Here is a 15,295-nt window from a genome sequence, read left to right as displayed (position 1 = left end):
CGGGGTCAGACAGACACCGCGCCGAACCGCCGCTCTCGAGTCCCAAAGCGGCTCAGCACGTCACCAAACTCTGCGCGCGAGAAATCCGGCCAGAGCGTATCGATGAACTCATATTCGGCATAGGCCGATTGCCAGAGCAAGAAATTCGAAATCCGCGCCTCGCCGGAGGTGCGGATCACCAGATCGGGGTCTGGCAGAAGGCACGTATCGAGGTATTTCGGCAATGTCTCGTCGGTCACGTCGCGCGGGTCAAGCTTGCCTGCCGCTACATCATGCGCCAGGCGGCGCGTGGCGCGGGCCACCTCGTCGCGGCCACCATAATTCAGCGCGATCGTCAGATTGATACCGGTATTGGTCGACGTCAAAAGCTCCAGATTGTCCATCAGGTCAACCAGCGCCGGCTCCAGCTTAACCCGGTCGCCGATGAAGCGCACCCGGACATTTTCATCCAACAAAGATTGCGTTTCGCGGCGGATATAGCGTTTGAAAAGCTTCATCAGACCGGCCACTTCGGTCTGCGTCCGCTTCCAATTCTCGGTCGAGAAGGCAAAAATCGTCAGATAGTCGACGCCGAACTCTGGGCAGGCCCGGACAATCTCTTTCACCCGTTTCGCGCCTGCGTGATGACCGACCAGCCGGGGCCGCCCGCGCATCTGCGCCCACCGGCCATTGCCATCCATGATGATCGCCACATGGCGCGGTGTCTGTTCGCTGTCACTCTTGGCGGCCATGTCGGCTCCTGTTTTCGGTCGAAAGCGGCGGGTGCGCTATACCTGCATGATCTCGGCTTGCTTGGTCTCAAGCGCGCTGTCCACCTTGCCGATATGGCCATCGGTCAGATCCTGCACCTCGGATTCCCAAAGCTTCTGATCATCCTCGGACATACCGTCGCCCTTGGCTTTCTTGATCTGATCCATCCCGTCACGACGGACATTGCGGATCGCCACCCGGGCGCTTTCGGCATATTGCGCCGCAACCTTGGTCAGTTCGCGGCGACGCTCTTCGTTCAACTCGGGGATCGGCAGCATGATGATGGTGCCGTTGAGCTGCGGGTTGATGCCCAAGCCGCTTTCACGAATGGCTTTCTCAACCTTACCGACCATGGATTTGTCCCAGACGTTGATCGTGACCATCCGGCTTTCGGGCACATTCACCGTCCCGACTTGGTTGATCGGGGTCATCTGACCATAGGCCTCAACCTGCACCGGCTCCAGCATCGCCGCCGAGGCGCGCCCTGTGCGGAGCGAGGCAAACTCTGTCCTCAGCGCCGCCAAAGCGCCATCCATCCGGCGTTCCAAATCGTCTAGGTCTATCTCGATATCGTCGGACATGTCCCTGCCCCGTTTTTTCTTAACTCTGACAAAGACCGCTTCTAAGCGGTCACATTACCTTTGTATAGGTGCCTTCCCCGGCCAGGATCCCGCGGAACCCACCCGGTTCATCCAAGCTAAACACAATAATCGGCACGTCATTTTCGCGGGCCAGCGCGATCGCTGAGGCGTCCATCACGCCCAGATGCTGCGCCAGAACCTCGTCATAGCTGATCTCGTCATACCGTTGCGCGTCGTCATGTTTGGCCGGGTCCTTGTCATAGACCCCGTCCACCTTGGTGCCCTTGAAAATCGCCTCGCAGCGCATCTCATTGGCGCGCAGCGTAGCGGCCGTATCCGTCGTGAAATAAGGGTTGCCCGTCCCAGCCGCAAAAATCACGACCCGCTTCTTCTCCAGGTGCCGCACCGCGCGGCGGCGGATATAGGGCTCACAAACCTGATCCATCGGGATCGCGCTGATGACCCGGGTGAAGACCCCCATCGATTCCAGAGCCGATTGCATCGCCAACGCGTTCATCACCGTGGCCAGCATACCCATATAATCAGCGGTCGTGCGCTCCATCCCCTGTGCCGAGCCCTGAAGTCCCCGGAAGATATTGCCGCCGCCAATCACCATACAAATCTCGACGCCCAGATCATGGACCGATTTGACCTCCTGGGCGATCCGCTCAACCGTCGGCGGATGCAGCCCGAACCCTTGGCTCCCCATCAACGCCTCGCCCGAAATCTTCAGCATCACGCGGTTATAGGCGGGGCGTGCGGGGGCGGTATCGTCTGGCATGAAGTCCTCTGGAACAGCGGCTGGCAAGGCCGATCATTGAGATTGCCGCAACATGGCGTAAAAGGGGATTGTGTTCAACGCCAGTCTGGCCGTTTCAGTTCCAACATAAAGAATTACCCGCAAGCCCTTGTTTGATATCAACTCTCTCTCGCCATCTCGCCCGGTTCTTATTGCTGGCGCCACCGCATCCGGCAAATCGTCGCTGGCTCTGGCCATTGCCGAGGCGCAGGGCGGGCGCATCCTCAACGCGGATGCTCTGCAAGTCTATGACGGCTGGCGCATCCTGACCGCACGGCCCGGCAAAGAGGATGAGGCCCGCGCGCCCCATGCGTTATATGGCCATGTACCGTTCGAAGCCGAGTATTCGGTCGGAGCCTGGCTACGCGATCTGACGCCCCTGCTCGACGGCCCCCGTCCGATCATTGTCGGCGGGACTGGGCTATACTTTCGGGCGCTAACCGAAGGGCTGGCCGAGATCCCGAGCACCCCACCTGCGATCCGGGAGGAGGCCGATGCTCTGCCCTTCGATCAGCTTCTCTCGGAGCTGGATCAGGCAGACCCTGTCCTTGCCGCGCGGATCGACCGCCAGAACCGCGCTCGCGTTCAGCGCGGTTGGGAAGTGTGGCGCGCCACAGGCCGCCCACTCTCTGGATGGCAAGCGGAGACGGCCTCGCCGCTTCTGCCACTCGATCAATGTCAGCCGCTGTTGCTTGACGCAGATCGGGAATGGCTGAACGCGCGGATCGAGACCCGGTTCGACAAGATGCTGGAAGACGGCGCCCTGGACGAAGCCCGCGCCAACCTGCCCCGCTGGTCCCAGGCTGGCGGCAGCGCCAAGGCCATCGGCGCGCCCGACCTCATCGCCCATCTGCAAGGCCACCTATCTCTGGAGGACGCCCGCACCGCGGCGATCCTTGCCTCCCGCCAATATGCGAAACGGCAGCGCACATGGTTCCGCGCCCGAATGAAAGGCTGGCAACATATCGCGCAACCATAGGCAAATTCTCGCACGACCGTTGGAAATGGCCTGCGAAACGCCCCTTCCCTTTCACTTTTTCAATCTGTAGCGTTAATGGCGATGTCCGAAAGCTACGCCGTCACTTCTCTTGGTCAATTGCGCATGCGCCCCACTTGGCGCGTGGAAACATTGCATTCAAACCCGCGGCATCATCTCTATTGGATCACCCGCGGTCAGGGCCGAGTCTCGGTCGGCTGCATCACCCGGGGCTATGGGCCGAACACAGCCGTCTTTGTGCCCGCCGGCATGGTGATGTCTTTGGAATTGCCGCAACAGATCCAAGGACTGTTGCTGCGGATTCCGCCGGATCCCGGAATCGACCTGCCAGATCGGCCGTTCCATTTGCGAGTCTCAAACATCGAGGCGCAGGCCAGTTTGACCGGGCGGATCGAACGGATTGAGCGCGAGATTGCTGGTCAGGCGCCAGCCATGGATCGGGCGTTGAAAGGATACGGGTTGCTGATCTCGACCTGGATCACCCGCGAACTTGCCCGCCAAGAGGGCGCGATTGCCCGGGACAAGACCCATCACCTGGTGGAGAAATTCGCCCAACTTCTGGCCATCAGCTATCATACAGGCGCGGGCGTGGCCGATTATGCCGACCGGCTTGACATCACCCCCACACATCTCAGCCGGGTCTGCAAAGAGGCCGCCGGCAAACCGGCCCACGCATTGATACATGAACGCTTGATGCATGAGGCCCGGGCGCTCTTGGCCGATACGGATCTGTCGGCGCGGGCGATTTCCGATCAACTCGGCTTCTCGTCACCGGCCTATTTTACGCGGGCTTTCTCACTGGCGACCGGTCAAACACCCACGGCATTTCGGGCCAAACCGCGCCGCTAAGATAGCATGGCGACTCATCTTGCAAGCGAATTATTTCGCCGCGATGTCGTTTTTTGACCTGGCAAATGTCGCAAAAATTACACTAATGGACGGTGCTGACCATTGACGCCTTGAATAGAATGTTGCGCAATGCGCGTCACAAGATTGCAAAAAAGCTGCTAAGCTCAGAACGATCAAGAAATACTGACAACAAATCGTGTCACAGGGAGACGACAATGACACCGATGAAACAGACGGGTAAAGCGGTTCACCCCGCTGCCAAAATGTATGCCGAGGAATATCGACAGGGCCAACTCAGCCGTCGCGAATTCCTTGTCCGGGCCTCCGCATTGGGGGTCGCCACCGCCACCGCTTATTCGATGATCGGACTCAACCCGGCCGAAGCCATGGGCCATCGTCAGACACCGCCGATGGGCGGTACACTGCGCATTCAGATGGAAGTGCGCGCGCTGAAAGACCCGCGCACCTATGACTGGAGCCAGATGGCCAATGTGAGCCGCGGCTTCCTGGAGTATCTGGTCGAATACAACGCCGACGGCTCCTTCTCCGGCATCCTGCTGGACAGTTGGGAGGTGAATGATGAAGCCACCCAATACACCCTGCGCCTGCGCCCGGGTGTAAAATGGAACAATGGCGACGACTTCACCGCAGCCGATGTGGCGGCGAATTTCGAAGGCTGGTGTGACGCCGATGCCGAAGGTAACTCGATGGCCGCGCGCATGGGCGCAATGGTCGATCCCAACACCAACCGCGCCGTCGAAGGCGCGATTGAGATTGTCGATGATCTCACCGTGCGGCTGAACCTGCCCTCCGCCGACATCACGATCATTCCGGGCATCGCCGACTACCCCTCAGCCATTCAGCACCGCGATCTGATCGGCACCAACCCGCTGGATCACGGCGTCGGCACCGGCGCCTATCGCATCACCAATTACGAAGTGGGTGTGCAGGCAACGCTGGAACGCAATGCCGATCATGAGTATTGGGGCGAGGCCTATCTCGACCAGATCGACTTCATCGATCTCGGCCAAGACCCGGCGGCCTGGTTGGCCGGTGCCGAAGCGGGCGAGTTCGACATGACCTATGAGACGGTCGGTGAATTTGTCGATCTGTTCGCGGCCATCGGGTGGGAACAATCCGATGTTGTGACCGCCGCAACCGTGGTGATCCGCCCGAACCAGAACAACGCGCCTTACGACAACCTTCAGGTGCGCCAGGCCATCGCCAAAGCGGTTGACCCGCAGGTCTGCCTGGATCTCGGCATCAACAGCCAGGGCGAGTTGGCGGAAAACCACCATGTCTGCCCGATCCACCCGGAATATGCCGAACTGCCGCCGCTGGAAATCGACAAAGACGCAGCCTATGCGCTTCTGCAGGAATCCGGTCATGCCGATTTCGAGTTCGAGATCATGTCGATCGATGACGACTATCGCCGCAACACCACCGACGCGGTCGCGGCACAGTTGCGCGATGCGGGCTTTACCGTCACACGGACGGTGATCCCCGGCTCGACCTTCTGGAACGACTGGACAAGCTACCCGTTCAGCTCGACCAACTGGAACCACCGCGAATTGGGCGTGATGATCCTCAACCTGGCCTATCGGTCGGGCGTGGCCTGGAACGAATCTGGCTTCGCGAACGAGGAGTTCGACACCCTGCTAGACCAGGCGAACGGCATTCAAGACGCCGGCGCGCGCCGCGAGATCATGGTGCGCCTGCAGACGATCATGCAGGAACAAGCCGTAACGCTTCAGCCTTACTGGCGCTCGCTCTTCCGCCACCACACCGGCTCGGTCGTGAATGCGGAGATGCATCCGAAGTTTGAGATCAACGTGCATTACCTGGGCGTCGAAGCCTAAGGTCAAAAGCGACGGGGCGGTCCGATGGGCCGCCCCGTGCCACATTTGCGGGTGCCCACTGCCCGCCCCATCAAACGGGCCCACCAATGAGGCCTGATGCTCCACCGCCACGGAGCAAGAACCGACAGGGAATAATATGGGACTGTTTATCCTGAAACGCTTCGGCGTGATGCTTCTGACCGCGCTATGCCTCACCTTTGTGGTCTTCTTTCTGACCAATCTCTTTCCGAACCTCGAAAAGCTCGCGAAAACGCAGGGCAACGCCCGAATGACCGATGCCGAGGTGGTCAGCTGGCTCGACAATAACGGCTATGGCGGCCCGATGATCACCCGCTACGGCCAATGGCTGGGCGTGGTTCCGGGCTGGACCCGCACCGATGAAGAGACCGGTGAGGTCACAGGTCGATGTATCGATTTCGGGATGGACCCGGCCGATGCGCCCCGCTTCTGCGGCATGTTGCAGGGCGATCTGGGCTATTCCACCGTTTCGGATGATGAGGTCTCGAACATCGTTGGCGGACGATTGCTTCTGACCGGAAAACTCATGGGCTGGGTGTTGATCGTGATGATCCCCTCGGCCCTGATCGTCGGCGTCCTGGCGGGCATGCGCGAGGGGTCACGATTAGACCGAACGCTCTCCACCGCCTCCATCGCAACGACGGCGACACCCGAATATGTCTCCGGCGTGATCTTCATCGTGCTCTTGGCCTCCTCAACGGCGGGCATCTCGCCCTGGTTGGCCGAACAAGGCTGGATCGATGGGCGCACGCTCTTCTTAGGATCGTCACGATCCGCGATGGATGACATCACCTTCTGGAACTTCACCCTGCCGGTGATGACGCTGGCGCTCTACGGCATGGGCTATATCGCCCGGATGACCCGCGCCTCAATGGCCGAGGTGATGACCGCGCAATATATCCGCACGGCGCGACTGAAAGGCGTGAGTTTCACCAAGATCGTTCTGAAACACGCGCTCCGCAATGCGCTGATCGCGCCGTTCACGGTGATCATGCTGCAAATCCCCTGGCTCCTGACCGGGGTGGTGATTGTGGAAACCCTCTTCAACTATAACGGCTTTGGCTGGACCCTGGTGCAAGCCGCGTCCAACAACGACATCGAACTTCTGATGTCGGTCTCCATCGTCGCCGTGATCGTGGTCCTGATGACACAGCTGATATCAGACATCGGCTATGTGTATCTGAACCCACGCATCCGTATCTCTTAAGGAGGGCCTGACACATGGACCCGATTACCTGGACAGGCTCCCTTGGCCCCTACCTGAACCCGCTGATCTTAGCCGCTGTTGTGGTCTTCATTCTGGGCTTCTTGGCGCAACTCGTGCTAAATTTTGCCGGCGTGAAACCCGGCGAAGTTCAGATCAATGCCGATCACACCTTCACCATGACCCGCTCGGCCAATGACTATGCGCTAATGGCGATGAAATACGCAGTGATGCTGTTTCTGGCCTGCGTCGTGATCATGATCATCGGTGGCATCGTCCAATCCGACCTTGCCGCCAAAGGCATCATCGGCGGCATGGGGCAGCAGTTCTTGCCGGTCTGGATCGCGCTTATCGTCATCTTCGCACTCTCGATCAACTTCAAGCGCAAGCTCGGCCTCTATGGCAAACTCTTCGACAGCCCGATTGGCATGGTGGGCTTCTTCCTTGTCATGTTCTGGATGCTGACGGCAATCTTCGCCAATATGATCGGCACCCATGGCCCGATCGACGTGATCAGCCAGATGCGCAACGAAGTGCCCGGCACCTTCCTGCCCAACCCTGATGAAGGCGACTATCTGGTCTATCTTCTGGGCGGCGACAATCTAGGCCGCGACGTGTTTTCCCGGATGGTCTTCGGGGCGCGCGAGGTGCTAAAAATCGCCCCGGCTGCCACGCTCTTCGCCTTCATGGTGGGGATTACGCTTGGCCTGCCCGCTGGCTATTTCGGCGGCAAATTCGACACCGCGCTGACCTTCATCGCCAATCTGGTCTTGGCCTTCCCGGTGATCCTCTTGTTCTACCTGCTGGTGACACCGGAAATCGTCGCCTCGGGCATTCCGACTTATATGGCCGCCGTGCTGTTCCTGTTCCCGATTATCTTCTTCGTGATCCTGTTCAACAGCCGGTATTTCACCCAACCGATGACGCGTAACTTCTACATCATTGCAACGCTCATCATCGGCGGCTGGCTCTATCTGGGCCTGGCCTGGGATGCAGACCCGCTTGGTCTGATCTCCATGCCGGGGAACATCCTGATCGTGTTTGTCTCGGTGGTCTTCGTGAACTCACCCACGGTCTTCCGGATCGTGCGCGGCATCGTGCTCGACATCAAAACCCGGGATTACGTGGCCGCCGGACAGACCCGCGGCGAAGGCCCTTGGTACATCATGCTTTGGGAAATCCTGCCCAATGCGCGGGGCCCGCTGATCGTCGATTTCTGCTTGCGGATTGGCTACACCACGATCCTTCTCGGGACCTTGGGCTTCTTCGGCCTGGGCGTCAGCCCCGAGAGCCCGGATTGGGGCTCGACCATCAACGAGGGGCGGCGGCTTCTGACCATCTATCCCCATCCGGCCCTGCCGCCGGCGCTGGCGCTGATGACGATGGTCTTGGGCCTGAACCTCCTGGCCGATGGCCTGCGTGAGGAAAGCCTCAAGGACTGATGTGAGAGGCGCGCGGGGCTGCCCCTCGCGCGCCCATACCAATTCCATACCGGATCCATACCGGATCCATACGCCCCAAACGGGCGACAGGGAGACAAGAATAATGGCACAGCGCGAGCCCTATGACGGCCCCATTCTCGAAATTGAAAACCTCTCGATTTCCTTCTTCACCCGCCTTCGCGAAATCCCCGCCGTGATGGATTTCTCCTGCACCGTGATGCCGGGCGAGGCCATGGGCCTTGTGGGTGAAAGCGGCTGCGGCAAGTCCACGGTGGCGCTTGGTGTGATGCAGGATTTGGGCGTCAATGGCCGGGTTGTCGGTGGCACGATCAAGTTCAAAGGTCGCGACCTGAACACGATGAGTGATGAAGAGCTGCGCGACCTGCGCGGGTCTGAAATTGCGATGATTTATCAGGAGCCTATGGCGTCGCTGAACCCGGCCATGAAGATCGGCAAACAGCTGATGGAAGTGCCGATGATCCATGAAGGCGTCTCTGCCGAGGAGGCCTATGCGCGTGCCCTCGAAGTGGTCACCGACGTGCGCCTACCCGACCCGAAACGGATGTTGGAAAGCTTCCCGCATCAGCTCTCCGGCGGGCAACAGCAGCGGATCGTCATCGCCATGGCGCTGATGGCCAACCCGTCGCTTCTCATCCTCGACGAGCCAACCACCGCGCTCGACGTGACCGTGGAGGCCGCCGTGGTCGAGCTGGTGAAGGATCTGGGCCACAAATACGGCACCTCAATGCTGTTTATTTCCCATAACTTAGGCCTGGTTCTTGAGACCTGTGACCGGCTCTGCGTGATGTATTCCGGCGAGGCGGTGGAGACCGGCTCCATCGAAGACGTGTTCGACGAGATGCAGCATCCCTATACCCAGGCGCTCTTCCGCTCGATCCCCCTGCCCGGCGCCGACAAAAACGCCAGCCCGCTCATCGCAATCCCCGGCAACTTTCCCCTGCCCCATGAGCGCCCGCAAGGCTGCAACTTCGGCCCGCGCTGCGACTATTTCGAGGCCGGACGCTGCGATGCCAGCGAGATCAAAATGGCCCCGATCCATGGCAATGACCGCCATGCTTCGCGTTGCCTGAAATTTGACGAGATCGATTGGTCTGCCCCGCCCACGGTCGCGGAAAAAAAGGAAAAAGCCCCGATTGGCGACACGGTTCTCAAGATCGACAACCTTAAGAAATACTATGAGGTCGCGGCCAATTCGATGTTTGGCGGCTCAAACACCAAAGTAGTGAAAGCCAATGAAACGCTGAGCTTTGAGGCGCGCGAATCCGAAACCCTCGCCATCGTCGGCGAATCCGGCTGCGGGAAATCCACCTTTGCCAAGGTCTTGATGGGGCTGGAAACGGCAACCGATGGTCAGATCATCCTCGACAATCAGAACATCGAATCGACCGAGATCGAGGATCGCGATACCGGCACGGTGTCATCTGTGCAGATGGTGTTCCAGAATCCGTTCGACACGCTGAACCCCTCAATGACGGTCGGTCGGCAGATCATCCGCGCCCTCGAGATCTTCAAGATTGGCAACAACGAGGCCGAACGCCGCGCCCGCATGCTGGAATTGCTCGATCTGGTGAAGCTGCCCCGTGCCTTTGCCGACCGGATGCCGCGGCAGCTTTCCGGCGGCCAGAAACAGCGCGTCGGCATTGCCCGCGCCTTCGCCGGCGGGGCCCGGATCGTGGTCGCCGATGAGCCTGTTTCCGCGCTCGATGTGTCGGTGCAGGCGGCTGTCACGGATCTGTTGATGGAGATCCAGCGGAACGAGAAAACGACGCTTCTCTTCATCTCTCATGACCTCTCCATCGTGCGCTATCTCTCGGACCGCGTAATGGTCATGTATCTTGGCCATGTGGTGGAACTGGGCGATACAGATCAGGTCTTCTCGCCTCCCTATCACCCCTATACCGAGGCGTTGCTCTCCGCCGTGCCGATCGCCGATACCTCGGTTGAGAAACAGCATATCGTGCTCGAAGGCGATATCCCCTCGGCGATGAATCCGCCCTCCGGCTGCCCGTTCCAAACCCGCTGCCGCTGGAAATCCGAAGTGCCAGGTGGGCTTTGCGAAAGTGAAGTCCCGCCAATGCGGAAGCTGGCGGATGGTCATGAGATCAAATGTCATTTGGCCGAAGACATCCTGGCGCGTATGGAACCCGTGATCAAAATCGCCGCTGAATGACCTGAGGCGGTTGCGGGTCAAGGATCGCCAGGTCGTCAAGCTGTGGTGCCAAGGGCGCCCTTGACGTGCTGAAGACTGACGGGTCGGCTCAGCCGGACGCCTTTCAGGCTCTTCGATCCCTCTTGGTGGCCCGCGCGACTTTCAACGGTGCCTTGAGCCGCTTGCGCCAGCTAGCGGCCACGCCCAACTGTGCCTGCGCCGCAAGGCGCGGAAACAGGCGGGAGCGCTCCGGGCGACCGGGTGATGCCCGGGCGCAATCTGCCACTTCACTCGTGTCGCAAAGAAAAAGGGGGAGCAAAGGCTCCCCCAGTTTCGCTGTTCAGGCTCACTCTATTGTACCGCCCGGTTTCTGCCTGCGGCCTGAACCGCGTCAGGGGCGAGCGCACCCGCCCCGTGTTTCAGGTCTCCGCACCCGGGCAAGGGCGCGAAAACCCGATCTCGTGTCAGCTACACCCGCTTGTCGCGCCGCAGGTGTTGCACTTCATGCAGGTACCGTTGCGGACCAGCGTGTAATTCCCACACTCGCCGCAGGCCTCGCCTTCATAACCCTGCATTTTCGCCTTAGTCCGCGCGTCCATCCCGACGGTGCCGGTCGCCACCGCAGTGGTCACCGAGGCTGCGGCCACGGTGGTCGTGCCCGCCGTCTCTGGCACCAAGGTTTGCAGCGCCGATACCGGATCGCCGCCCAAAGCCGTGGCCCCCATCTCGGCTCCGCCTTGTAGGACGACCAGTTCCTGCGGAACGCGCTTGCGGAGATAGCCGGTGGAGCTGATCTGTTTCAGCACTTCCAGCGATTTCGACGCGGCGGTCTCAGACACTTCGGAGATGTTCGAGACACCTTCCTCAACGCCCCGGCCGACCGTGTCGAAGCTTTCGCCTTCCGGCTTCACATGCGCCAGATCGGTCCGGTCCAAATAGGACACCGCCAATTCGCGGAAGATATAGTCGAGGATCGAGGTCGCGTTCTTGATCGAGTCGTTGCCTTGCACCATCCCCGAGGGTTCGAATTTGGTGAAGGTGAAGGCGTCGACGAACTCTTCCAGCGGCACGCCATATTGCAGGCCGACGGAGACCGCGATGGCGAAGTTGTTCATCATTGCCCGGAAGCCAGCGCCTTCCTTATGCATGTCGATGAAGATCTCGCCCAGTTGGCCGTCGCCATATTCACCGGTCCTGAGATAGACCTTGTGCCCCCCGACAATCGCCTTCTGGGTATAACCTTTGCGACGCTCCGGCAGCTTCTCGCGATGGGCGCGGATGACTTCTTTGACGACCACCTTCTCGATGATCTTCTCGGCCAGAACCTGCGCCTTCTCCATCGTGTTGCCGCTTTCCAGAACCTCGGCAGCCTCGTCATCATCCTCAACCAGGGCGGCGGCCAGAGGTTGCGAGAGTTTCGAGCCGTCACGATAAAGCGCGTTGGCCTTCACACCCAAGGACCAGGACAGCTCATAAGCCTTCTGGCAATCCTCGATGGTTGCGTCATTGGGCATGTTGATCGTCTTGGAGATCGCGCCCGAGATGAAGCTCTGCGCCGCGGCCATCATATAGATATGGCTGTCGACGGAGAGGAAGCGCTTGCCCTTCTTGCCGCAAGGATTCGCGCAGTCGAAGACGTTCAGATGCTCTTCCTTCAGGAAAGGCGCGCCCTCCAAGGTCATAGTCCCGCAGACATGGTCATTCGCGGCGTCGATATCGGCTCTCGAGAAGCCCAGATGCCGCAGCATGTCAAAGGTCGGGTCATTCAGTTTTTCCGCCGGGATGCCAAGCGGCCCGGTGCAGAACTCTTCGCCAAGCGTCCATTGGTTGAACACAAAGCGGATATCGAAGGCCGAGGGGAGCGCCTGCTCCACCTTTTCGATCTCTGCCGGGCCAAATCCGTGGCCGATCAGTGCGGTGTGGTTGATGCCAGGCGCATTGCCGAGCGTCCCGTGGCCGACCGCGTAGGAGATGATCTCTTCGATCTGGCTGGAGCTATAGCCGAGCGTGTCGAGCGCGGCAGGCACCGACTGGTTGATGATCTTGAAATAGCCACCGCCGGCCAGTTTCTTGAACTTCACCAGAGCGAAATCCGGCTCGATCCCCGTGGTGTCGCAATCCATCACCAGACCAATGGTGCCAGTGGGCGCGATCACGGTCGATTGTGCATTGCGATAGCCATGTTTCTCGCCGAGTTCCAGCGCCTCATCCCAGGCCTGTTTCGCCAGCGCGATCAGGGTTTGCTCCGGGCAGTTGCCATGATCCAGCGGGACCGGTTTCACGGCAAGCTCTTCGTATCCATCCGTCCGGCCATAGGCCGCCATCCGGTGGTTGCGCATCACCCGCAGCATATGCTCGCGGTTCCGCTCATACCCCGCGAACGGACCCAATTCAGAGGCGATCTCGGCCGAGGTTGCATAAGACACACCCGTCATGATCGCGGTCAGCGCACCACACATCGCGCGCCCTTCGGGGCTGTCATAGCCGTAGCCCATATTCATCAGGAGGCCGCCGATATTGGCGTAACCCAGGCCAAGCGTCCGGAAGTCGTAAGACAGCTGCGCGATTTCTTTCGACGGGAACTGCGCCATCATTACGGAGACTTCGAGCGTCAGGGTCCAAAGCCGGGTCGCGTGGATATACCCCTCCGCGTCGAATTTGCCCTCATGATAGAAGGTCAAGAGGTTCATCGAGGCCAGGTTGCAGGCCGTATCATCGAGGAACATGTATTCCGAGCACGGGTTTGACCCTCGGATCGCGCCATCTTCCGGGCAGGTGTGCCAGGCATTCACAGTGTCATGGAACTGGATGCCCGGATCGGCGCAGGCCCAAGCAGCATGGCCGACCTTTTCCCAGAGGTCACGGGCTTTTACGGTTTTGATCACTGCACCATTCACCCGGCTGATCAGATGCCAATCCGCGTCTTTCTCCACCGCTTCCAGGAAGGCGTCAGTCACCCGGATCGAGTTATTCGAATTCTGCCCGGAAACCGAGCTATACGCTTCGCTATCCCAGTCCGTATCGTATGTCGGGAACTCAATCGACGTGTGGCCTTGCTTTGCATAATCCAACACACGCTTGATATAGGTCTCAGGTATAGCCACTTTTTTGGCGTCCCGAATTGCCGTTTTCAAACTTTCGTTCTTGGACGGGTCAACCGCGTCATCCAAGCTGCCATCCCAGGTGCGGATCGCCTCGAAAATGCCGTTGAGCATCTTCTCATGCATCTTGGAGCCCGCGACGATGGACGCCACTTTCTGCTCCTCGATCACCTTCCATTCGATGAACTCTTCAATATCCGGGTGATCCGCATCAACGATCACCATCTTGGCCGCGCGCCGAGTGGTGCCGCCCGATTTGATCGCGCCGGCGGCCCGGTCACCGATTTTCAGGAAGCCCATAAGGCCCGAGGATTTGCCGCCGCCGGAGAGCTTCTCACCCTCACCACGCAGGTGGCTGAAATTCGTGCCGGTGCCGGAGCCATATTTGAAGAGCCGCGCCTCACGAACCCAGAGGTCCATGATCCCGCCTTCATTCACCAGATCATCCTGCACGCCCTGGATGAAACAGGCATGCGGCTGCGGATGCTCGTAAGATGAGGAGGATTTGGTCAGCTTGCCGGTCTTGTAGTCGACATAGTGGTGCCCCTGCGCCGGACCATCGATACCATAGGCCCAGTGCAGACCGGTGTTGAACCATTGCGGGCTGTTGGGCGCCGCCATCTGGCGCGCCAGCATCAGTTGCATCTCATCGAAATAGGCCCGCGCATCTTTCTCGGAGGAGAAATAGCCGCCTTTCCAACCCCAATAGGCCCAAGCGCCGGCGAGACGCCGGAAGACCTGCTTGGCAGATGTTTCCCCGCCATAGCGTTGGTCCTCCGGCAGAGCCTCCAGCGCCTTTTCGTCGGCCACGTGGCGCTGCAGGAACGAGGGGACACCCTTCTCTTTCACCGGTTTCAGCGCGGCTGGCACCCCGGCCTTCCGGAAGTATTTCTGCGCGATCACATCGGAGGCCACTTGGCTCCAACCTGCGGGCACTTCGACGTCATCAAGTTTGAAGACGGTGGTGCCATCGGGGTTGCGAATCTCCGATGAGGTGAGGGTGAAATCCAGCCCGGCATATGCATCGGTGCCAGCGGTGGTGAATCTCCGTTCAATCTTCATGAGCTGCCTCTTTTACCTTTATCCCCTACGCGGCCTACCGCGTTGCCCGGCTCTGGCCGTCTTGACTGTGCCCTTCAGAGACAAGCCACCCTGCCGCGCCCAAATCGAGCCCGCTGCCATGCTTTATTGGTCCGCATGTGCATCTCAGTAGGTTGGTCTGTCCCGCGCTAGGCGCCCGCACTATATATTGTGTTGATCGACCCAGCCCACACAACCTGACGTATAGCACCCCTCTCGGTCAACGGATTTTTTACGGTTTTGTGACTGTTTTTTTTGTTGCAATCAGCGCGGGCTTGGTTCCTTGACGACGCAACGTGATTCAGGGCTCAACATGGCGCTGAACAGGTATTCGAAAAACCCGAATGGAACCGGATGCTTACCGGTCAGCTTTGAGCAATCGCATGAGGAAGCGCCACAATTCGACCACATCTGACCAACGTCGGCAGATCGAACACATTATCTT

The 15,295-nt window shown here is 59.7% G+C and carries 10 protein-coding genes; 6 read left to right on the top strand and 4 right to left on the bottom strand.

The annotated features are described in order from the left end of the window. Positions 1-5: 5 nt before the first annotated feature. The 3 genes from GTF44_RS08480 to pyrH are packed head-to-tail and all read right to left on the bottom strand — an operon-like array spanning position 6 to position 2,112. The gene (locus GTF44_RS08480) at positions 6-731 is read right to left on the bottom strand and encodes an isoprenyl transferase (protein WP_171560907.1); all 726 of its coding nucleotides are present in this window, start codon (positions 729-731) and stop codon (positions 6-8) included. 36 nt (positions 732-767) lie between these two features. Next, a complete protein-coding gene (frr, locus tag GTF44_RS08475) occupies positions 768-1,331 on the bottom strand; it encodes a ribosome recycling factor (RefSeq protein WP_145209308.1) in 564 nt (187 codons plus the stop codon). A gap of 49 nt (positions 1,332-1,380) precedes the next feature. Then, positions 1,381-2,112 (bottom strand): UMP kinase, encoded by a 732-nt coding sequence (pyrH, locus tag GTF44_RS08470; RefSeq protein ID WP_171560904.1) that lies wholly within the window; start codon positions 2,110-2,112, stop codon positions 1,381-1,383. Positions 2,113-2,239: 127 nt separating this feature from the next. Between pyrH and miaA the strand changes: the two genes are divergently transcribed. The 6 genes from miaA to GTF44_RS08440 all read left to right on the top strand — a co-directional run bounded on the left by miaA (position 2,240) and on the right by GTF44_RS08440 (position 10,690). Beyond that, a complete protein-coding gene (gene miaA / locus GTF44_RS08465) occupies positions 2,240-3,109 on the top strand; it encodes a tRNA (adenosine(37)-N6)-dimethylallyltransferase MiaA (RefSeq protein ID WP_171560901.1) in 870 nt (289 codons plus the stop codon). Positions 3,110-3,232: 123 nt separating this feature from the next. Beyond that, positions 3,233-3,976 (top strand): AraC family transcriptional regulator, encoded by a 744-nt coding sequence (locus tag GTF44_RS08460; protein WP_171560874.1) that lies wholly within the window; start codon positions 3,233-3,235, stop codon positions 3,974-3,976. Between the two features lie 215 nt (positions 3,977-4,191). Beyond that, a complete protein-coding gene (locus GTF44_RS08455) occupies positions 4,192-5,835 on the top strand; it encodes an ABC transporter substrate-binding protein (protein WP_253261529.1) in 1,644 nt (547 codons plus the stop codon). Between the two features lie 136 nt (positions 5,836-5,971). Beyond that, the gene (locus tag GTF44_RS08450) at positions 5,972-7,060 is read left to right on the top strand and encodes an ABC transporter permease (protein ID WP_171560871.1); all 1,089 of its coding nucleotides are present in this window, start codon (positions 5,972-5,974) and stop codon (positions 7,058-7,060) included. 14 nt (positions 7,061-7,074) lie between these two features. After that, positions 7,075-8,499 (top strand): ABC transporter permease, encoded by a 1,425-nt coding sequence (locus GTF44_RS08445; protein ID WP_171560868.1) that lies wholly within the window; start codon positions 7,075-7,077, stop codon positions 8,497-8,499. Between the two features lie 103 nt (positions 8,500-8,602). Beyond that, positions 8,603-10,690: an ABC transporter ATP-binding protein gene (locus GTF44_RS08440; RefSeq protein ID WP_171560866.1), complete on the top strand. Its 2,088-nt coding sequence runs from the start codon at positions 8,603-8,605 to the stop codon at positions 10,688-10,690. A 443-nt stretch (positions 10,691-11,133) separates the two neighbouring features. On the opposite strand, the gene GTF44_RS08435 is transcribed toward GTF44_RS08440, so the two are convergent. Next, positions 11,134-14,832, bottom strand: a complete 3,699-nt coding sequence (locus GTF44_RS08435; protein ID WP_171560863.1) for a vitamin B12-dependent ribonucleotide reductase — start codon at positions 14,830-14,832, stop codon at positions 11,134-11,136. Between the last annotated feature and the right edge of the window lie 463 nt (positions 14,833-15,295).

This window comes from Roseobacter sp. HKCCD6576-2, from assembly GCF_013179285.1.
Classification (GTDB): Bacteria; Pseudomonadota; Alphaproteobacteria; order Rhodobacterales; family Rhodobacteraceae; genus Rhodophyticola; species Rhodophyticola oceani.
The sequence above is the reverse complement of the archived record's forward strand: the minus strand, read 5'-3'. Positions and strand labels throughout refer to the sequence as shown.